Origin of the sequence: Runella defluvii, from assembly GCF_014195535.1 — a bacterium.
GTDB lineage: Bacteria > Bacteroidota > Bacteroidia > Cytophagales > Spirosomataceae > Runella > Runella defluvii.
Window position 1 is genome coordinate 118,606 of the sequence record NZ_JACIBY010000016.1, and the last position, 23,597, is coordinate 142,202.

Genomic DNA, 23,597 nt, shown 5'->3' on the forward strand with positions numbered 1-23,597 from the left:
TCAAAATATTAACACAGAAATGAAATGTAAACTTATTCTTTTTTTATCAGTACTACTTTCAACTACTGTATTAGCTCAGGTAGGCAAACCTTTCATCCATGACCCTTCAACGATTGTAGAATGTGACGGAAAATTCTACACCTTTGGAACAGGTGGCGGAGGGTTAATATCAGAAGATGGCTGGACGTGGTTTGGAGGCGGTGTCAGGCCAGGTGGGGGTGCTGCTCCCGATGCGATCAAAATTGGCAATCGCTATCTGGTGGTTTATGGAGCAACTGGTGGTAGCCCTTCGCACAAAGGTATTATCTATACAATGTGGAATAAGACACTTGATCCAAAATCGCCCGACTTTAAGTATTCTGAACCCGTAATAGTGGCTACCTCTGATGGTTACGAAGAAAACGACGCCATAGATCCTGGAATCATGTTAGACCCTACCACAGGCCGCCTCTGGTTAGCCTACGGTACTTACTATGGATTCACTCGCATTATTGAGCTAGATCCAAAAACAGGGAAACTCAAAGATGGAAATAAACCTGTAGATGTAGCCATAGTTTGTGAGGCTGCTGATTTGATATATCGCGATGGCTGGTATTATTTACTTGCTACCCACGGGAGCTGTTGCGATGGTGCCAACTCAACGTATAATGTTGTCGTAGGCCGTTCCAAAAAAGTAACCGGGCCGTACGTTGATAATGTAGGTAGAAGCATGATGGAAGGTGGTGGAAAAATGGTGGTGGCTACGCGTGGGCGACTTATAGGCCCCGGGCATTTTGGACGAATAATTCTTGAAAAAGGTGTTGAAAAAATGTCAATTCATTATGAGGCAGATTTAGATCAGGGCGGTCGCAGTGTATTGGGTATCCTTCCCATAGTATGGAAAGATGGCTGGCCGATCGCTGGTGAAAAATTTAAAGAGGGAACCTTTGAAATAGAATCGGTTAGAAGAGGCTATGGTTTAGAACTCGCCGTAGATTTTAGCAGAATGGCTGTTGCCCAGCGAGGCTTTAGCCAAGCCAATACCGAGCCTATTAAACCAGTGCCTGCGCAGGAATTAGCTGATGTGATTAAAAATTGGCCAACAGGTAATATTAATGTACGCATAGGTGATTACATGCATCGCCCTCACCAAAAATGGACCATTACCGATGCACCTGACTCTACTGGTTATTTAGGCGGTCCCTATTACAAAATTGTATTAGCAGGTACCGAACGAGCATTATCCGCAACCGCAGATGCTCAGGTAATAACTGTCCCCGTCTTTACAGGTAGTCCAGAACAATTATGGCGAATAGACCAGCTAACGGATGGTACCTATCGAATAATGCCCAAGGTAGTGCCAAATTCGGGCAAAAAACTGGCATTGGTATCATCAGGAGATAGCACACCGATGCTTGCCGAATTTGACTTCGAAAGTGATAATTCTAAATGGAATTTCAGGGCGCATTAATTGTGCTCTGTAGAGCTGATAAGCAAATGTATAACCTTTTTTTCAATAAATGTTTCACTCAAAAACCCCCAATTAATCCAATGAAAACCCTATTCTTTTCTCTGATTTTATCAATCGCCAGCTTTGTAGCCATGGCGCAAAACCCCATTGACGGCAACTGGAAAGGCAGCCGCGAAACGCCTAACGGCACATTTGAGGTCAATTATACCTTCAAAGTAGAAGGTGACAAATTGACTGGCACGTGGAAAACCCAGTTTGGCGAAGCCAAAATTGAAGAAGGCAAAGTAGAAGGCAAAAAAATTTCTTATTCCATCTCATTCAACGACCGCAAAATGAGCTACACAGGCGAGTTGGTTTCTGAAAAAGAGCTGGTTGTAAAAAGTGAGCGCGGTGAGATGAAGCTCGCCAAGCAGTAGTTATTTATTCATTAACCCAATAATCAAATGTTTTCAAAAAAAAGCGTGAAGGCTGTAAGTACGGCCATTCTGATGGCGGGAGCGACCACTGGTTTTGCCCAATCCATTCCGTCGTTGAAAGATACCTTTAAAAACGATTTTGGCATCGGAACGGCCTTGAACAATGGCCAGATTGAGGAGCGTGACCCTGCGATGACCCAATTGATTGTGAGTCAGTTTAACATGGCAACGCCCGAAAACGTGATGAAATCGGCGTTAATCCATCCTAAATGGGATACCTATGATTTTGTCGTGCCCGATAAACTGGTTGCTTTTGGTAAAAAACACAACATCAAAATCAACGGTCATACCTTGGTTTGGCACAGTCAGTTGCCGTCGTTCATTCGTGGTGTTCACAGCAAAGACTCCATTCAAACGTTTTTTAACGACCACATCAAAACCGTGGCAGGTCGTTACAAAGACAATATCTTTTCGTGGGATGTGGTGAACGAAGCCTTGAACGAAGACGGAACGTTGCGCAAAACTGTTTTCCTAGATTATCTGGGTGAAGGCTACATTGCCGAAGCTTTCCGCCTCACGCAGCAGGCCGCGCCGAATGTGGAATTGTACTACAACGATTACAACAACGAACAACCTGCCAAACGCGCGGGCTGCATCGAGCTTATCAAGAAAGTACAAGCGTCGGGCGCGCGCATCGATGGCGTGGGGATTCAGGGACACTGGCACGTGGGCAAAGTACCGTTCAAGGACATTGAAGAAAGTATTCTGCAATACGCCGCGCTGGGACTAAAAGTGATGTTCACTGAGCTGGACATTGAGGTGCTTCCCCGCAACTTTCAGGGAGCCGATGTGAACCAGCGCATGGCCAGCAATCCCAGCTTAAATCCTTACACGGCAGGCTTGCCCGACGACGTTCAGAAGCAGTTGGCGGCGGATTATGAAGCTTTATTCAAATTGTTTTTGAAGCATAAAGACAAAGTTACCCGCGTGACATTGTGGGGTGTTAACGACGCGAACAGCTGGCTCAACGGCTGGCCTGTGCGTGGACGTACTAATTACCCGTTGCTTTTTGACCGTAATAACCAGCCAAAACCCGCGTTTTACTCGGTTGTAGCGTTGAAAAAGTAGGTGAAAGTTTTACAATAGGTGGTTTTGGGTTCGTATCTACAACCTAAATCATCTATTGTAATAAGGCATATTTAGGGCTATTTTTATTTGCTATAAGATTGGTTTTGGGTAGATTTAGGTATATTTGACTCTTTTCTCAAATGAGGTGAGATGATAATGAAAAACTACATAAAACTACTTTTCTTCTTTGTAATTGCAGTTTATGGCTTTCCTAAGCAGGGAATTTCTCAAGAAATTGTTTTGTCGGAAGACCAAAAGATTCCGAAAAACATTACTTCTTCCATTGAAATTTTAAAGGATTCGACGGGCAAACTGACGTTGGAGCAAGTGACTGCGATGAACTTCAAAAAGTCGCCCAAAGACCACATTATTTTTCCCTATTCTGATGATATTTATTGGGTGCGATTTTCCCTAAAAAATACCAATTCTACCAATAAAGACTGGATTTTGGTATGGACAAACCCTTTGGTGGAGCAGTTGGATGTTTATATTTCGGACACGACGGGACAAAAATTTTCGCATAAACAACAGAAGATTTTGACGGTTGAGAAAGAGAAAAAACTCATCGACCAAGACCCGACCTTTACCGTTGACCTTAGCCCCAACCAACGCAAAAACATCTACGTCAAAGTAACCAGCAAACGCGGCCACTACATGACTTTGCGGTTGCATTCAGAAAAAACATACTATAAATCAAAACTAGAGGGATATGCCAGCCAAAGCTTCTTCAACGGTTTGGTTATTTTTCGTTTGTTTTTGGTACTTACGCTTAGTTTGTTCATCATCAACAATTTTGCATTTAGGCTATATTCGCTGCATACGGTCATCAAGACGTTTGCTTTTTGGGGGTATCTCAATATCGCTGGCCCTTGGTTTACGGACGACCCCGACGTTGCTAAAAAAATTGATTTTTTGTTCTATAACTCCGTGACTCTGGGCGGCGGGATTTTTGTGTATTTTACCCAAATCAAGGGGAAGTTTTCGAAAATTCACACCCTCATTGCCATGAGCATTATTGGGCTGACCATCTTCGAGAGTATCATTGTTTTTGTTGATTATCAGTGGTATTGGCTCAAGTTGGGGGTGTATAGCATCATCATTTCGGCAACGTATTTTTCTGGTTTGTACCTCTATTCCATTGTCAAAAAAATCGCCATTGAAAAATACTACGCCATTCCTTTTATATTGGGGATGATTAGCTACGCCTTGTTGTACATTCGACTGTTGGGCTGGATTGAATACGAACCCGTGTATTCGATTGCGTATTTGTTGTTTTTGGGAGAGATTTTCGTTTTTGTCATTTTCCTCGGGGGAATTTTTCGTTCTGCGGAGCAAAAACTGCATTTCAGCATCGAGCAAAACAGCCGTTTGAAAGAACTAGATAACCTCAAAACCAGCTTCTTCGCCAATATTTCTCACGAATTTCGGACGCCTTTGACGCTGATTTTGTCGCCCCTCAAAGACCTGCGGCGAGAATTTCCAGAACGGGATATTTTTCGAGTAATGCAACAAAATGCCGAACGATTGTTGGCGCTGATCAATCAATTGTTGGATTTGAGCAAACTGGAGGCGGGGAAAATGGACATGCAGTTGCAAAGAAGTGACTTAGCCCAGTTTCTAAATTATTTGTTTGCCTCCTTTGAATCGCTCGCGCAAAACAAGAAAATTCTTTTTCAGTACGAGCAAAATCAGTTGAGTTATATAGCTGATTTTGACCAAGATAAAATTGAAAAGATCGTGACCAACCTCCTCTCGAACGCGTTTAAGTTTACGCCCCCAAGTGGACGAGTACAGGTACGGGTTGATTTCCAAAAAACGCAACTTCTCCTGAAGGTGCAAGACTTTGGTATTGGGATTGACTCACAGCGTTTGCCACGCATATTCGACCGTTTTTACCAAGCTGACAGCGGCGATAACCGTACGTACGAAGGAACGGGCATTGGGCTGGCGTTGGTGAAAGAGTTGGTACAAGTGATGAAAGGAAGCATCCATGTAGAAAGTAAAGTAGGCGAAGGCTCTATTTTTACGGTGATGTTGCCGATGTTGGAAGAGCGTGCAGCGGCCAATGATCAGGCGGTTGTACCCATAAATATGCCAAAAGAACAAGCGCTTTTGGTAGAAGAATTGCCGATGGAAACCCCCACCAATGAAGGCAAAGAGGTGTTGTTGATTGTGGAAGATAACCCCGAACTGCGGGCGTACATACGGGAAATTTTTGCCCCCCATTACTATTTATTAGAAGCAAGCGACGGACAAGAAGGGTTGGAAAAAGCCATTGAAGAACTGCCCGACGTTGTCATTTGTGATTTGATGATGCCTCGGCTCGACGGTTTTGGATTGTGTAAAGCCATGAAACAAAATGAACTCACGAACCATATTCCGATTGTGATGTTGACGGCCAAAGCGACCCTAACCGACCGCTTGGAAGGCTTGGAACTTGGCGCTGACGATTATTTGTCGAAGCCTTTTGATCGGGAAGAGTTGCAGGTGAGGGTTCGGAATTTGATTAGACAACGTCAGATTTTACTTCAAAAATATACGAAAAACAAGGCGTTCGAACGGGCTCAGCAAAGCCAAATGGAGGAAGAAATAGCGCTTAAAAATCGCATCAGTGATGAGCAATTTATGCAACGCTGCCACGAAGTACTCATGCAACATTTGGGAGAAAGTGGCTTTGATGTGGAGCGTTTTGCGGAGACGATGAACGTTTCGTCGGTGCAGCTTCGCCGCAAGTTGAAAGCCAGTACGGGGCAGGGGGTGATTGAATATTTGCGGAATTTTAGACTCGAAAGAGCCGCCGAAATGCTCGCCAATCAGACCGCAACCGTGTCGGAAGTTGCCTACAAAGTGGGCTTTGAAAGCCTGTCGTATTTCTCAAAAGTATTTTTTGAAAAATACGAAAAAAGCCCTTCCGAGTGGCCATAAACGGCATTTTGTCAAAAATGAGTTAAAGAAAGTCAAAAATGAGTTAATAAAAATTGAAAGCTCCTCTGAGGGGCTTTTTTTTTTGTTCAAAATGAGTTAAAGAAAGTCCATTTTGAGATAACACCTGTGTCTCACAAATCCTGAATTTTGGGTATCACTTTAACTCATCTCAATCATGAAAAAACTACTTGTATTATTATTCGCGGCAGCGATGATGCTCGGATGTACCAAAGACGAAAACGTAGCACCTACTTACACGGGGGCGTCGCAAAACATCGGAAACGGTAAGGCGTATTCTTGGATTAAATTCACGACCGACAACAAGCCTTCTTCTTTGGGCTTCACCATGACCAAAGGCGCGCTCGACAACCTACCGCACGGAGGAATTGCGCTGGTGTTGAGTCTGCCCAACGAAGCGGTGGGGCAAGTGCCTTTTGACCACATCATGCTCGACTACCTGCACACGGGACACGAGCCGCCAGGCACCTACGACGTAGCCCACTTTGACATGCACTTTTACATTCAGGCGCTTGCAGAGCGGAAGGCAATTCCTGCGTATCCAGTAGCTCCTGCCAAATTTGACAACCTCCCTGCGGCGGGCTACATTCCTACCAACTACATCCGCCTCCCTGCGGGTGTTCCTGAAATGGGGGTTCACTGGGCCGACCCTGCGTCTCCAGAATTATCAGGAAAGGGCAAGTTTACCGAAACGCTTATCTATGGTTCGTACGATGGCAAAATGACATTTATTGAACCAATGGTAAGTCACGAGTTTTTGAGCAGCAAGCCGAACTTGACCAAATCAATGCCGCTACCGACCAAGTTTGCAAAGGCGGGCTACTATCCGATGAAATACAGCATCAAGCAAGTGGGCGACGACATCGTGGTGAGCCTCGACGACCTAATGATGATGCAATAACCAATCGTTTTTCAATACCCTACTCATAATCTTTCATGGTAGAAAGGGAAGGAGGTTTAGGGAGCATTTGACGAAATGTTCCTACCTCCTTTTTCTACTACCGATTGATGTTGAACTCATTTTAACTATTCTACCAATGAAAAACTTATTTACACTTACATTTTGGGTTAGTATCATAGCCAGTTTGAGTTCATTAGCCCAAACCCCCGATATTGATGTCAAATTTAATATGATTAGCATTCCCAATAATACTAGTGCAAGTACTACTTATGGAACATCTTTTGGCTTAGTTGCTTTAAGTAATGGTATGCCGAATAACGAGTTTACCATTGAAAACAGGGGGACTGGTACGCTTACTATTTCATCGATTGACATCATTGGAACAGCGGCGAGTGATTTTACAGTCAGCAATTCGCCCAGCACTACACTTGCCCCCAATGCCACTACTACCTTAAGAATTACCTTTAATCCATCCGTTGCAGATAGAAGATCAGCGACAGTTACTATCACCAGCAATGACCCAGACGAAAATCCTTTTAGGATTAATCTCTTCGGGACTGGCATGCAGCCTGAGATGGATGTTTTCGGAAATGGTAATCCAATTGCGAACGGTAGCTCAACGCCTATTACCAATAATCATACCCATTTTGGGGCAGAATTTGTAACAGGAGGCTCGATAGTTCGCACTTTTACCATTGAAAACAATGACCTTGCTTCCCTTAATCTTACGGGGACGCCAACAAAAGTAGCGATTACGGGTACCCATGCGTCCGATTTTACGCTAACTGCGGCACCGTCGTCATCCGTAGCACGTTCTCAATCCACAACGTTTCAAATAACATTTAATCCTTCGGGAAACGGGGTACGGACTGCACTTCTGACCATTGCCAATGATGATGAAGACGAAAATCCTTATACGTTTGCTATTGAAGGAATAGGAACAACCCCTTCGTCGTCGGCCGATTATACAATTTCTACCGCCAATAATACGGTAACTATCACTGATGTCAGTGGCAATGGCGAAACCATGGAGGTAAGTGAGAGTAACTCAAATGTACGGTTTTTTGTCTCAGGGAGAACATACCGCATTGACGGTGGCGCTGTTACGCCATTCACGACGCCTGCTGATATACCCATTTCTAGTAATACAGGCATTGTCGTCAATACAAATGCGGGCAATGACATTATCACTGTCGGAGCGTTTACCTCCTCATTACCCAGTTTGACAATCAATGGTGGTGTTGGCGATGACATTGTGAATATGAATGGTAACATAACTTTTGCGGCAAATGCAAACCTGGATTTAGACTTACAAAATGATGACACTTCCCCTGGTAGGGATGTGGTGAACATTGGCACCAATGCGAATGTGATTTTAGCTGGAACGGGTAGCGCTACCATAAAAGTAAGTCAGAATGTTTTTGTAAACACAGGCGGAGGGCTAACGACCGCCAACGGTAATCTCCTTGTAGAAGCTAACCAGCAAGGTACTCCTACTAGCGGCAATTTTGTAGGGGTACGATTAAACGGTCTAAATGCGTTGTTTCAGGTGACAGGCAGTGGTTTGCTCACCGTAAAAGGGAAAGGGGGGGATACAGGGAATGGCACCAGTGGTATTTTTTTTTATAGCGGAGCAAAAATACTAGGCGGAACCAATACCGTAACACTAGAAGGTACTGGTGGGTCGACGAGTGGTAATATTAGTGCTGGAGTATATGCATTCGAAAACAGTGAAGTGAGATCGACGGGTGGCAATATTGTGATAAATGGCATTGGAGATGGTATCGCATCCACCAATACACTTTGTCACGGTATATTTGTTCGTGGGGTGATTGCAGCAGGCGGTCTAGGCAATGTTACCCTAACAGGGCGAGGGAGCCTAAACTATACCGAAGCAGGGGCGAGTGGAGTATATATATCAAGCGGAACAGTAACTACGGCAGGGGGAAATATAACCTTCAATGGGTACGGGGGAGGTTTGGGGAATTCCACTAGATGTTTAGGAGTCTTTCTTATCCATAGCTCAGTTTCCCCTGGGGGAATGGGGACGTTAACGATTTATGGAGAAGGTGGCCCTGGTACTGGAACAGATAACTATGGTGTTGGAATAGGTTGTGCAATTACGAGTAGTGGAGGCAACATAATTGTTACAGGGAAAGAAGGGGGTGGTAACTTTTCTCAAGGGGTTATAGTAGATAATACGGACATAAACGCCTCAAATGGTGAAATCAGGACAGCTACCAACGGTGGGGATATAACAGTGACTGCCAATAGTTTTGTTTCAGCTTTGGATAATCAGGCTTTAATAACAGGCCACCCTTCTAATAAAATTACGTTTTTGCCATTAACTAATGGGACTGAAATTAATTTTGTTTCTACCAGAGAAGTAGCCTCAAGTCCAATCCTTATCTCTGATTTTGAATTTGATAATATTACAGGAGGAGCTTTTTACTTTGGCGATGCCAATACGGGCGCTATTAATGTGAATGAAGCCATTACCCACGCTGCTGGCAATGTTTATTTCACTACTGGACAAGCACTCAACCTGAATCAGTCATTTGGGGCGGGCACGGGTAATATTGCTATTAATGCAGCTGGCGGGATAAATCCTAAGTCCACAACCGTGGACTTGAGTGGGAATACCATTTCGTTTACTTCTGGCAATAACCTTACTATCGCCATCGGTGGCACAACGGTCAATACAGGATATGACCAGTTGAATATACAGGGGACGATTGATTTAAGAGGGCTCAACTTGGTACTTTCGGGTAGTTACGTTCCCGTTGCTGGAAATACATTCACCATTGTCAACAACGACGGGACAGATGCCATCGTAGGTACTTTTAATGGTCTAGCGCAGGGAGCAACGATTCCTAATTTCCGAGGAAGTGGCCTCAATGCGACGATTAGTTATACGGGAGGAACGGATAACAACGATGTAGTGATTACGGTGGCAGCACCTGCCGTTTCTAATATCAATATCAAAGGCAATGGATTCACTATTGACAATGGCGATACCTCACCTAGAACCGAAGATGGTACTGATTTTGGTAACATTGATATTTCTTTAACAGAACCAGTCGTGCGTACATTCACAATCGAGAATACGGGAACAGCTGATTTGGTCATTCCAGCAGGTGGCATTACGAAGTCAGGAGCTGCGGATTTTGGCATCGGAAATGTGTCATTACCCCTTACCATCGCACCTGGCAGTTCTGCTACTTTTCCCGTAATTATAGATGCCAGTGGCAATGGACGAAGAACCGCGACAATCAGCATTCAGAGCAATGATCCTGACGCCTCTCCTTATACCTTTGACGTGACGGCGGTGGGGGTTTCCCCCGAAATTAATGTAACTGGACTTGGACAAAATATCGCAGATGGTGATTTAACGCCATCGGGGGTTGACGATACTGACTTTGGCATAATAGATGTAGCATCAGGGTCGGTTAGTCATACCTTTACGATTCAAAACGTAACTGGTGCTACTGGTAACCTCCAACTAAACGCAGGGGCAATCAGCGTAACAGGAACTCATGCTAGCGATTTTACGGTAAGTGCGATTACGTTGCCTGCTACGATCAGCGCGGGGCAATCTACTACATTTGTCGTCACGTTCAATCCCTCAGCAGTAGGTTTACGGACTGCTACGGTAAGGATTTTGAACAATGATTTAGGAGAGGGGACTTACGATTTTGCCGTTCAAGGCTACGGAGGAACACCTTTTATCACCACTTGGAAAACCGAAAATACAGGTACATCCAACAGTACTTCCATCACAATTCCGACCACGGGTACGGGCTACAACTACGACGTGGACTGGAACAACGATGGTACGTTTGATGAATTTGGTTTGACGGGCAGTGTAACCCACAACTACGGTACGGCAGGTACATATTCGGTAGCTATCCGAGGCGATTTTCCAAGGATTTATTTTAATAGCGGAGGTGATAATCGTAAATTAGTATCCATCGACCAATGGGGAAGTATTGCTTGGACAAGTATGAATAGTGCTTTTCGGGGCTGCGCAAATATGGTACTCAACGCTACGGATGTGCCAAATCTGGGAGCAGTCACCGACATGAGTTCTATGTTTTACGGCTGCAGTTCGTTTAATCAGGCCTTACCAGAAGGTTTTAATACGTCTGCGGCTACGAATATGAGCTATATGTTTGCTTTTTGTAGTTCGTACAATCAAGCCTTACCAAGCACGTTTAATACCTCTATGGTGGTGGATATGAGCGGTATGTTTAGGAGCTGTAGTGCCTATAACCAACCCTTACCGAACAGTTTTAATACGCAGCGTGTCACCGACATGAGTGAAATGTTTTATGGCTGTACTTCGTATAATAAAGCCTTGCCGAATGTCTTTAATACGTCTCTTGTGACGAATATGAAGTCTATGTTTTACGACTGTAGTTCGTATAACGAACCCTTACCTAATAGTTTTAATACGGAGCGGGTGACAAATATGGAATTAATGTTTCAAGGCTGTAGTATTTACAACCACGCTTTACCAAGTAGTTTTACTACGTCGCTTGTGACGGATATGAGCTTAATGTTTTATGATTGTAGAGCTTTTAATCAAAACTTAGGATCGTTGAACCTCGGGGCGGTTACCAACATGACGGGTATGCTCACAAACTCTGGGCTTTCGGTGACTAATTATGATGCGACGCTTACGGGCTGGAATGACGGCGGCTACACCAACAAAGACCTGGGCGATGCCTCACCACTCAAATACTGCGCTGCCCAAGCGGCTCGTACCAATCTGATAACCAACAAAGGCTGGACTATTACAGGGGATAAGGCATGTACCAACATTACCACGGTTGGTACGCTTCTGCCCTTCACTGCTTGTGAGGGTACGGCCTCGGTGGCTCAGAGCTTTACGGTAAGTGGCAGTGGTCTCACAGCTGATATCAGCATCGCTGCCCCCTCGGGCTTTGAAGTAAGTACTGCCAGCGGTAGTGGGTTTGGTTCTTCGGTGACGCTTGTTCAAAACAGTGGAACGGTAGCCAGTACTACCATTTATGTACGGCTTTCGGCGACGGCCACGGGTACACCCAGCGACAATGTACGCCTAACGAGTACGAATGCAACCGACAAAACGATAGCGGTGAGTGGAACGGTCAATGCCAAACCTACTATTACACTGGGCACGATCAGTGCTGTAAGCATCACCTCTACGAGTTTTAGTATTCCCTACACGTCCACCACGGGAAGTCCCGACCAATTCAGTTTGGTGACGGGTACACCAGTGGCCATGCCGAATTTTAGTGCGGTGAACAATCAGAGTATGCCAGCGAGCAGCCCCATCAGTGTAACCATACCCGCCAGCGGAGCAGCCACGTATAATTTCAATCTCAGCGTGCGTAAGAGCAGTACGGGCTGTGTGAGTGCGGTTGTTCCCGTGTCATTGACGGTAGAAGCCCCCGCTGGTCGTCCCTTCATCACGCGTTGGGATTTGAGCAAAACGGGTAGTAGCAGTACGGGTTTGAGCATTGGGGTACAAACTGCATCGGGACAGCAAGTGAGCTACACTTGGACAACTGTGCCCGCAGGTACGAGTGGCAGTGGTACGCTTACGGGTACTTCGCTCAATATCGGTAGTTTACCTGCGAATGCCATCATAGATGTGAGTATTTATCCTACCAATTTTGAACGCATCAATATCAACAATGGCACTGACTGCCAACGCCTCACTGAAATTAAACAATGGGGCGAGGTAGCGTGGACGAGTATGCGGTTGGCCTTCTCTGGCTGCTCCAACATGACTCTTACGGCGCCTGACGTACCCAATTTGGCTGGGGTAATGAATATGAGTTTTATGTTTGCCAATTGTAGCAGCTTTAATCAAGCGTTGCCCGAAGGCTTTAACACGGCAAACGTGACGGATATGTGGGGGATGTTTTCTGGTTGTAGTGCCTACAACCAAGCGCTACCGAGCACTTTTAATACGGCAAACGTGACGAGGATGGTTCAAATGTTTAATGGTTGTAGTTCTTACAACCAAGCGCTACCCATCAGCTTTACTACGGCAAACGTGACGGATATGTATGGGATGTTTTCTAATTGTAGTTCTTACAATCAAATGCTACCCAGCAGCTTTAATACTGCAAACGTGGCATATATGAATTTTATGTTTAGAGGTTGTAGTTCCTACAACCAAGCGTTCCCCAACAGCTTTAACACGGCAAACGTGACGGATATGCTTTCTATGTTTTCTGGATGTAGCAGCTTTAATCAAAGTTTGGCGTCTTTCACCCTCAATGCTAATGTGAACTTGGTGAATTTCTTGGATAACACCGGCTTGAGTGTAGCCAACTACGATGCCACGCTGACGGCTTTCAATGCCCAAAATGTAACGGGCAGAAGCATGGGAGCCGTAGGGCTGAACTACTGCGCGGCGAAGTCAGCTAGAGACAATTTAATCAATAACAAAGGCTGGACCATCACAGGGGATAATTATACACTCGCCTGCTTGCCTGCCGACTACACGATCACTACCACAGGGGGCAATGTGATTATTACGGATGTTACAGGTACGGGAGAGACATTAGAGGTAAGTGAAAACAGCGGTAAAATCCGCTTTAACGTCACGGGTAAAACGTATAACATTGACGGTGGTATCACTACGGCCTTTACGACGCCTGCGGAGGTAGTCCTTTCGGGTAAAAATAGTATTACTGTCAACACGGCTGGCGGCAACGACATCATCAACGTTGGTGCATTTACAACCCAATTGCCCACCTTGACCATCAACGGTGGCACGGGCGACGACGCCATAAATTTGAACGGTAACCTTACCTTTACGGCCAATGCCAACTTGGATTTAGACTTGCAAAATGACGATGTCAATGCTGGCATGGACGAAGTGACGATGGGCGACAATGCAACTGTGTCACTTTCTGGCACAGGAACTGCAACGGTAAAAGCGAGCAAAGGGATTGTAGCGAATGCGGGGGCGAATTTATTAGCAAGCAGTACCATTTCGCTGATTACCAACAGTATTGACATCAAAAACACGGCGACCATCAGTACCAACTCGGCCAGCAGTTTGATACTTCGTCCTTACACCAATGGCGTCAATATCGACTTGGGAGCAGCGACAAATTCGCTAGGCGGCCCATTGAGTCTTTCCGATGAGGAACTTGACCGCATCACGGCGGGTACACTCCAAATCGGTGATGCCAACAGCGGTGCCATTACCGTAAGTTCAGCCATCAGCCGCGCCGCAGCCACCAACGTCAACCTCACGACGGCAGGGGCGGTTAATTTGAACGCTTCGGCCTTGGCAACCAACGGAGGCAACCTTGTCATCAACGCAGCGGGAGGAATCAACCCAACAGTTGCTGGAACGGATGTCAACGTCGGAACCGTATCGTTTGCGTCGGGCAATGATTTGGCCATTGCCATTAACGGCACTACGGCAGATACCGATTATCGTCAGCTCAACGTAGCAGGGTCGGTCAACCTATCGGGACTTGATTTAGTACTCAGCGGTAGCCACGTGCCCGTGTTGGGACAAACGTTTGTGCTTGTCAACAACGACGGAAGTGATGCCATTCAAGGTACGTTCAACGGCTTGCCCGAAGGCTCAACGATAGCACCATTTTTGGGAGGTCAGTTAAACGCCCGCATCAGTTACGTGGGCGGCGATGGCAACGATGCGGTATTGACCGTCATTGCTTCGGTGGAACTTCCAGCGAATACTGCCAACGTGACCATTTGCAAAAATGCGACGGCGTCGTTGACGGCGTCGTGCAAAGTAGGTCAAGTAACGTGGTACAACGCGGCAGGCACCACCCAGTTGTTTGTAGGCTCACCGCTGGTGACGCCAGCGCTTACGGCAAGTACGAGCTACAAAGTTCGTTGCGAATTAGCACCTCAATTGAGCGGATTTGTGGATATGATGGTAACAGTAGTCGTTCCGCCAACGATTTCACTCAGTACTTTACAACAAACCCTAAACGAAGGCAACAACCCAGTTTTGTGCGATACCGATGCGAATCCTGTGAATGGTTTACAGTTTAACGTTTTGAGTTCATGTGTTTCAGGTTCACCCGTTTGGCGTGTTCAAGTTGGTAGTGGTGCATGGAGCAACTGGTCGGCGACAGCCCCAGTTTCCCAGTCCTCCAATAACCAACCCCACCGCTACCAATCAGCTTGCGACGCCAATTGCGCTTCGACCTATTCGGGCGTGATAGAATTGACAATTAATAACCGCGCATCCGTTCCGCAAAATGTGTCGCTGTTGGTGGATGGCGTAACAGTTGCCGTGGGCGAGACGAAGGAAGTGTGTAGTTTGGTGAATATGCCTCTTACATTTAACGCCAATTGTGCCACGGGTGAAGTGATACTTTATTCCGTTGACGGTGGCGAATACAGCGCGGGCGTACCTGTAGGCTTGGTGGATAATCAGTACCACAATTACCGTGTACGCTGCCGCAAATCAGACGGCACGCCATCGTGTGTGGAGTCAGAGTCTGGGGTGATGCGCTTAAAACTGGTTACCATTCCATCGGCACCGACGGTATCATTGTCATCAACAAGCAGTTGTGACGCGACAGCCAGTTTCAGTGGCCAATCAACTTGCGGCAGTTTGCGCACGGTTTGGTACAATGCGACGACGAATGTGGCATTGCCAAGCCTTCCTTCAACCGTACCAAGCCAAACGACGTCGTACTATGCTCGTTGTCAGACGCAAAATGGTTGTGTGAGCGAGAAGAGTAATGTCGTAACGTTTACGTTAACGCCAACGCAAGTAGCGCCCGTGATTACGGCAAGTCAAGAGATTGTTTGCACAGGCACGACGGTGACGATTTCGGCCAACTGCCCCGCAGGAAGTCAGACATTCTGGAACACAGGCGTCACTGCGCCAAGTTTTGAGGTAGCGTTTAGCAACGTAACCAAACAAACGTATTGGGCAAAGTGTCTCTTCGACGGCGGTTGTCAGAGTTCGGAAAGTATTCGCAAGGATATTTATTGGAATGCGTTTGTGGTGACGTTGATAAACATCGGTGAATCAAAATCGGCAGTGAAACCAGCGAACGATAAGTCATTGTGGACAAGCCAATTCATCACCCGCGACGGTGGTCCAGAATTGGAGCAAAGCACGCAAGTAAATCCGACGTTATTTTACGTAGAAAATGCCAACAAAATGGCTCCACGCTACTGGACTATCAACGTAGAAGCTTGCGGATTAAGCACCGATGGTTCATTGACCTTTGACATGTTGGCAACACCCGAAATGGGCGTGATTCGTTCTTTCAACACGCACGAGAATAACGCGCCGTATTTTATGTATGCCAACCGTGAAGGCTGGACGGAGCTATACGCTCAAAACCACCCCGCGTACGGTTTTTACCAAGACAACGGTGCGGGTGGTAACGTCTATGACAGTGGTTTACCAAAAGGATTGTACAAGCTAGGCATTCGTTACTGGGATCAAAAGGGCTGGGGCAGCATCTATCCTGCAACGCGCCAACCGCAAGGCAATGTGCTGGCGTACCAAGAATACTGGTTCCGTATCCAATCGAAAGATGGGGTAGGCGTAGGTGCAGCGAGGTCAGCGGAGAGCGAAGAGGCAAATGGGAAAGGTCAAGGTTCGGATAACGGAAAACAGCTAACGGATAACGGCGCCTTCGCCACCGTTCTCCCCAACCCTGTCACCAGCATTCTTCGTTTGAAAGTGCAAGATAGCAAGGGGCAAGTGGTGCAAACGGTTTTGACGGATGTATCGGGGCGGAGTGTGTTGCGTCGCCAATTTGTGCCCGAAACCAATACGCACCAGGAAGAGTTTGGCGTGAGCGAATTACCTGCGGGAGTCTATTTTATGCAAGTACGATTCGAGAATAAGCAGGAAACATTGAGAGTTGTAAAGGTACATTAAAATCGAGCTAGTTTCGGCTCAAATAATGATAGGGATAAGGGAGAAAAGGCTTCTCTTTTATCCCTATTCTATTATTTAAACCATTAATAACGGTTTCGAAAATTAGCGTTTTGGTAATAAATGAAATGATTGACTAAGATTTTGAAAAATTAGTTTTTAGTTATTTGTTTGATAATTAGATGGAAAAATGCCAAAAAAATGGTTTGCTGCCTTTTTGGCAATTGATAAATACAAGAAATATTCATAATGTGTCATTTTTGAACAGGTATTTCCGCATTTCTTTCTAGAACTAAACAAAAAATATCCTGATTTGACGGCAGCGGAAGTACGTTTAGCGGCCTTAGATAAGCTTAATTTGGCCGATACAGTAAAAGGAACCATGCTGGGGATTTCGGCCGATTCGGTAAAAAAAACGCGTTATTGGCTACGTAAAAAATACCCTTCATTGATGGAAGAAGTGGCTGTTTGAGGCAATGATTAAGAGGGGAAAGTAAGACACTGGAGGACGTAAAGGGATTGGCTTTGCGTCTTCTTTGCTTATTAGAGTACCTCTTAGTAGCCGAGTTTGTGTTTTTAACATGCTGAAAAATAGATTATTGTGAATTGTCCACCAAATTGTCCACCAGCTAAAATAGCACTTGTGAGAAAGGGAGTACTATTTTATGATGATGACCTTAACTCATTCTTACCATTAACGCTTTTCTATTCTGTACCATGAACCGATTCTACTGCAAGGCCCTTGCACTCTTTTTTTTTGTTTTAGGACTAATGCTGACTTTTGGAAGTCATGCTCAAACCGTCCGCTATGTAAAAGTAGATGGTATGGGCGACGGCCTGTCGTGGGCTACTGCTTCGTCGGATTTGCAAGCGATGATTAATGCTGATGGGGTACAGCAAGTATGGGTAGCAGCTGGTACCTACAAACCAATAAGAGCAGCTAATGGTACTTTAAACCCTAGTAATATACGGGCTACTTCTTTTAAAATGAAAAGCGGGGTAGCCATTTACGGAGGTTTTGCAGGGGGAGAAACAACTTTAAATGACCGTAATTGGAGAACAAATCCCACTGTATTGAGTGGTGAGCATCAAGGGGATGATGATATTGAAAATAATAGTTATAATGTTGTTTTAAATCTTGGTAATGGATTGAGCAGTACGGCAGTGCTTGATGGCTTTACCATCACTGGAGGTAATGCCAATGGCCAATTTAGTATAGTAAATGCTTATGGTGGCGGAATATGTAACTATGAAGCGGGCTCACCGACCATCATTAATTGTACTTTCTTTGAAAACGAAGCAAATTTTGGAGGTGGAATATATAACTTAAAATCCTCTACTAATTTAATCAATTGTGTTTTTATAGGAAATCAGGCTAGATTTGGTGGGGCAATGAATAACATTGAGGCTTCTCCAAGCGTTGTAAATTGTAGTTTCTCGGGTAATAGAGCAAACAATAATGGAGGGGGAGTGGTAAGTTGTACGACGAACTCTTATCCGAGTTTTAAGAACTGTATTTTATGGGGTAATAGCAGTGAAATATACAAGGATGAGAGTAGTACTGCTACTTACACAAATACCTTGGTCAAAGGCTTGGTGGTCGGAGGCTTCCAAGGTACGGAAGACCCGCTGTTTGTCAGTCAGCCTGCGGTAGGGCTTGGTACATCGGGAGATTTGCGCCTGCAAGCCTGTTCACCTGCCATTAATGCAGGAAGCAATACTGATAACACTGTTACGATTGATTTAGATGGCAATCCGCGCAAAGTAGGTGTAATAGATTTAGGTGCGTACGAGTATCAATCAGTTCCTACGGCAATTTTACCCACGGTGGGAACCTCCAATCCCACTACTTGTGGTGGCTCAAACGGTAGTATTACATTGGGTGGATTTATGAGCAACACCCCTTATTCGGTTGCTTACAAAAAGGATAATACGGCGGTTTCGGCGACTAACTTTACCTCAAATAGTAACGGAGTGATTACGTTAACGTCTTTGGGGACAGGTAATTATACCGATATTATAGCTACGTATGGCTCATGTGTTAGCCAGGCTGCCACGGCTAGCCTTCAAGACCCTGCTAAGCCAGCGCTTGCGTTGAGTGCAATTCCAGTCATTTGTGCGGGGGCTACGAGTTTTACGATACCTTATGGTAATGAAACGGGGTCGCCAAATAAGTATTCGATTTCTGGAACGGGTATTGTCGCGGTTAGTGATGGCAATTTGTCGAATCCCATTACGGTCACGCTGAGCAGTCCAACTTCGGAGAGTTCGATTTCTTTTGTCCTCACGGTAAAAAATGCGACTACCAGCTGTGAATCCAGCACTATTACAGGGTCGGTAACGGTCAACCCTGTAAGTGTGGGTGGCACAGTGAGTTCGGCCCAAACGATATGTTCGGGGACGTCACCATCGGATTTGAGCTTATCAGGCCAAACGGGAAATGTGGTGAAATGGCAAAAGTCGTCTGATGCTAATTTCAGCACTCCACTTGATATAGCTTGGACTGCAACGACATTACCGAGTGCAACAATTGGCAGCTTAGCGGCAGATACCTATTTTAGGGCGGTAGTGAAAAGTGGCGTATGCAGTGAGGCGATTTCAAGTACAGTAAAGATTACAGTCAACCCAGTAAGTGTGGGTGGCGTGGTAAGTTCAGCTCAAACGATATGTTCGGGAACAGCTCCGTCAGATTTGAGTTTAGCAGGTCAAACGGGAAATGTGGTGAAATGGCAAAAGTCGTCTGATGCTAATTTCAGCACTCCACTTGATATAGCTTGGACTGCAACGACATTGCCGAGTGCAACAATTGGCAGCTTAGCGGCAGACACCTATTTCAGAGCAGTGGTGAAAAGTGGCGTATGCAGTGAGGCGATTTCAAGTACAGTAAAGATTACAGTCAACCCAGTAAGTGTGGGTGGCGTGGTAAGTTCAGCTCAAACGATATGTTCGGGAACAGCTCCGTCAGATTTGAGTTTAGCAGGTCAAACGGGAAATGTGGTGAAATGGCAAAAGTCGTCTGATGCTAATTTCAGCACTCCACTTGATATAGCTTGGACTGCAACGACATTGCCGAGTGCAACAATTGGCAGCTTAGCGGCAGACACCTATTTCAGAGCAGTGGTGAAAAGTGGCGTATGCAGTGAGGCGATTTCAAGTACAGTAAAGATTACAGTCAACCCTGTAAGTGTGGGTGGCGTGGTAAGTTCAGCTCAAACGATATGTTCGGGAACAGCTCCGTCAGATTTGAGTTTATCAGGTCAAACGGGAAATGTGGTGAAATGGCAAAAGTCGTCTGATGCTAATTTCAGCACTCCAATTGATATAGCTTCGATTGCAACGACATTGCCGAGTGCAACAATTGGCAGCTTAGCGGCAGACACCTATTTCAGAGCAGTGGTGAAAAGTGGCGTATGCAGTGAGGCTTATTCTTCTTCGGCGTTGATTCAAATTCACCGAAAACCTACAATTACGCTGGCGATGCTCCAACAAACCCTAAACGAAGGCAATAACCCAGTTCTTTGCGATACCGATGCGAATCCAGTGAACGGTTTACAGTTTGGGGTTTTGAGTTCGTGTGTTTCGGGGTCACCTGTTTGGCGAGTACAAGTAGGTAGTGGTGCATGGAGCAACTGGTCGGCGATAGCCCCAGTTTCCCAACCGTCCAATAACCAACCCCACCGCTACCAAGCGGCTTGCGACGCCAATTGTGCTTCGACCTATTCGGGAGTCATTGAATTGACAATTAATAACCGTGCCTCTGTTCCGCAAAATGTGTCGTTGTTGGTGGATGGCGTGACAGTTGCCGTAGGCGAGACGAAGGAAGTGTGTAGCCTAGCTACTACTAGCCTTACATTTAATGCCAATTGTGCTGCTGGTGAAGTGATACTTTATTCCGTTGACGGTGGCGAATACAGCGCGGGCGTACCTGTAGGCTTGGTAGATAACCAGTTCCACAATTACCGTGTACGCTGCCGCAAATCAGACGGAACGCCTTCTTGTGTGGAATCTGAATCGGGGGTGATGCGCTTAAAATTGGTCGTAATTCCAGCAGCTCCGACGGTATCATTGTCATCGACAAGCAGTTGTAACCCATCGGCGAGTTTCAGTGGACAGTCAACCTGCGGAAGCTTGCGCACGGTTTGGTACAATGCCACCACGAACGTGGCACTTCCAAGCCTGCCTTCAACCGTACCAAGCCAAACGACGTCATACTATGCTCGTTGTCAGACGGAAAATGGTTGTGTGAGCGAGAAGAGCAACGTAGTGACGTTTACGTTAACGCCAACGCAAGTAGCTCCCGTAATTACGGCAAGCCAAGAGATTGTGTGTACAGGTACAACGGTTACGATTTCAGCCAATTGCCCCGCAGGAAGTCAGACGTTTTGGAACACGGGTGTAACTGCGCCAAGTTTTGAGGTCGCTTTCAACAACGTGACGAAGCAAACGTATTGGGCGAAATGCCTCTTTGAAGGCGGTTGTCAGAGTTCGGAAAGTATTCGCAAGGATATTTATTGGAATGCGTTTGTGGTGACGTTAATCAACATCGGCGAAAGTAAGTCGGCGGTAAAACCAGCCAATGACAAATTATTGTGGAGTAGTCAATTCATCACCCGCGACGGTGGCCCCGAATTAGATCAAAGCACGCAAGTGAATCCGACCTTGTTTTACGTAGAAAACGTCAACAAACTAGCACCTCGCTACTGGACCATCAACGTAGAAGCCTGCGGATTAAGCACCGATGGTTCATTGACATTCGACATGTTGGCAACACCCGAAATGGGCGTGATACGTTCGTTCAACACGCACGAGAACAACGCACCGTACTTCATGTACGCCAACCGTGAAGGCTGGACGGAGCTGTACGGACAAAACCATCCAGCCTACGGCTTTTACCAAGACAACGGTGTGGGTGGTAACGTATATGATGCAGGGTTGCCCAAAGGTTTGTACAAGTTAGGCATTCGTTACTGGGATCAAAAGGGCTGGGGCAGCATCTATCCCGCAACGCGTCAACCGCAAGGCAATGTGCTGGCGTATCAAGAATATTGGTTCAGAATCCAGTCGAAAGATGGAGTAGGCGTGGGAGCAGCACGCGCAGCGGATAGCGAAGATGCAAAAAGCAAATGGCAAGGGTCGGATAACGGAAAACAGATAACTGATAACGGCGCCTTCGCGACCGTTCTCCCCAATCCTGTCACCAGCATTCTTCGTTTGAAAGTGCAAGATAGCAAGGGGCAAACAGTGCAAGCTGCGTTAACGGATGCAACAGGTCGGGAAGTTTTGCGCCGTCAATTTGTGCCCGAAACCAACACGCACCAAGAAGAGTTTGGGGTGAGTGAATTGCCGACGGGAATGTATTTCTTGAAGGTGACGAACGCTGACCAGCAGGCGACGCTGAAGGTGGTGAAAGTGCAGTAATAAGTCAAATTTGACGGACTAAGATATAGGGTTGTTTGAGTGTGTGATACATTCAGGCAACCCTTTCTTGTGAAAACAAAAGCAAAAAATATACCTTTTTAGAAGAAAAAAAACAAAAAGGCAAAAAAACAATTTTAGGTTAAAAATAAATTTTGTCGTTATTTGTGTTTCTATTTTACCTGAATGCGCTATTTGCTCTATTTTGACTGTTATGAACTTTAAACTAATTGTTGTCTGATTTATATTTATAGGTTATCAACAATTGTTTGCGCAAAAAGCAATTACAATTAACGACAGCGTGTCTTCACTTCCCCTGAGCCAATTTGCGGAAGTGTTTCGCGACGCTACCCAGAGAATGGGTTTTGCGGAAGTGCAAAAGCAGAAATTTATGCCTGTTAACGCACCAGCGTTTCAGTATGCTTTTTCTAAAGATGTGTTTTGGTTTAAGGTTCAAATAGATAATCAGAGCCGTTTAAACCAAAACAATTGGTACATGGTCTGGAGCGACGGGCTCAAAGACCACGTAGATTGGTACGCGCCACAACCCGACGGAAGTGTCCAAATCCAATACGGTGGAATGCTTACGCCGCACGCCCAGAAAAAATATCAAGGGCAATTGCCCGTTTTTAAGCTTGGGCTACTGCCTAAAAATCAGAAGATTACGTATTATGTTCGCTTGCAGGCGGACGAGAGTGTTGTGGGACAACTCACGTTGATGACCCACCAAGTGTATATCGATCAGGTGTCAACGAGCCTGGCTCCGATTTGGATGGAGATTGGGATTCAGTTGCTGAGGGTGCTTTACAATATCATTTTAGCGTTGTACATCCGCAACACTTCTTTTCGTTGGTATGCCTTTCATACGGTCATAGTTACGTTGTCGGTCTTGGGTTCAATAGGCTTGATTGGGGCCTATTTTAGCGATATTCCGTGGTTGGCCAAAGTCCTCAATTCGGGCTTTTACCAGCTTATGCCCGCCACTTATACGCTCTTTATGTACTCATTGCTCCAAGTTCCGTTGCACTTTCCTAAGCTGAAGTGGGTGTTTCTGGGCGTGGTATTTCTGAGTGTGGGGCAGGTATTGGCTGTGTTGTGGTGGCCACGCACGCATTTGCTCGAATTCAACAATTACCTGTTCCTTTTTACGGAAGCCCTCTTGATTTCAACGACCTTGTATGCGATTATCAAACAGGTGGTTTTCAACCGATACTTACTCATTCCATGCTTTATTACGTTGGTGCCTTTTCTATTTCTGAACCTTCAAGCACTGGGAGTTATTAATTTTTCGTGGACGTACCCGCTCATTTATTTTACCAATTTTATCGAAATCGTCGCTTTATCGTTGGTATTGGGAAAAATTATTGATGTTACTGAAAAAGAGAAAGTTATAACAGAAAAGGCGTTGTTGACGGAAAAACTAGAGGCCGAAAAATTGCAAGAGCTAGACGT

The 23,597-nt window shown here is 45.7% G+C and carries 9 protein-coding genes; all 9 read left to right on the forward strand.

All coding sequences use genetic code 11. The features are described from left to right. Positions 1–19 precede the first annotated feature (19 nt). Positions 20–1,450, forward strand: coding sequence for a family 43 glycosylhydrolase (locus tag FHS57_RS26520; RefSeq protein ID WP_183979019.1), 1,431 nt, complete (start codon positions 20–22; stop codon positions 1,448–1,450). Between the two features lie 80 nt (positions 1,451–1,530). After that, the gene (locus FHS57_RS26525) at positions 1,531–1,866 is read left to right on the forward strand and encodes a hypothetical protein (RefSeq protein WP_028522894.1); all 336 of its coding nucleotides are present in this window, start codon (positions 1,531–1,533) and stop codon (positions 1,864–1,866) included. A gap of 27 nt (positions 1,867–1,893) precedes the next feature. Then, the gene (locus FHS57_RS26530) at positions 1,894–2,994 is read left to right on the forward strand and encodes an endo-1,4-beta-xylanase (protein ID WP_183979021.1); all 1,101 of its coding nucleotides are present in this window, start codon (positions 1,894–1,896) and stop codon (positions 2,992–2,994) included. 156 nt (positions 2,995–3,150) lie between these two features. Next, positions 3,151–5,919: an ATP-binding protein gene (locus FHS57_RS26535; RefSeq protein WP_183979023.1), complete on the forward strand. Its 2,769-nt coding sequence runs from the start codon at positions 3,151–3,153 to the stop codon at positions 5,917–5,919. Between the two features lie 175 nt (positions 5,920–6,094). Then, positions 6,095–6,838: a DUF5602 domain-containing protein gene (locus FHS57_RS26540; RefSeq protein WP_183979025.1), complete on the forward strand. Its 744-nt coding sequence runs from the start codon at positions 6,095–6,097 to the stop codon at positions 6,836–6,838. Between the two features lie 136 nt (positions 6,839–6,974). Continuing rightward, entirely contained in the window at positions 6,975–16,733 is a 9,759-nt protein-coding gene (locus FHS57_RS26545; RefSeq protein ID WP_183979027.1) for a BspA family leucine-rich repeat surface protein, read from the forward strand. 310 nt (positions 16,734–17,043) lie between these two features. Then, positions 17,044–17,202 carry a hypothetical protein gene (locus FHS57_RS26550; RefSeq protein WP_183979029.1) on the forward strand — a complete coding sequence of 53 codons (159 nt, stop codon included), beginning with the start codon at positions 17,044–17,046 and terminating at the stop codon, positions 17,200–17,202. Between the two features lie 245 nt (positions 17,203–17,447). Further along, a complete protein-coding gene (locus FHS57_RS26555; RefSeq protein WP_221225739.1) occupies positions 17,448–22,148 on the forward strand; it encodes a DUF8696 domain-containing protein in 4,701 nt (1,566 codons plus the stop codon). A 298-nt stretch (positions 22,149–22,446) separates the two neighbouring features. Further along, positions 22,447–23,597, forward strand: a 1,151-nt coding sequence (locus FHS57_RS26560) for a 7TMR-DISM family protein (RefSeq protein ID WP_183979033.1), incomplete at its 3' end; no start/stop codon positions are given.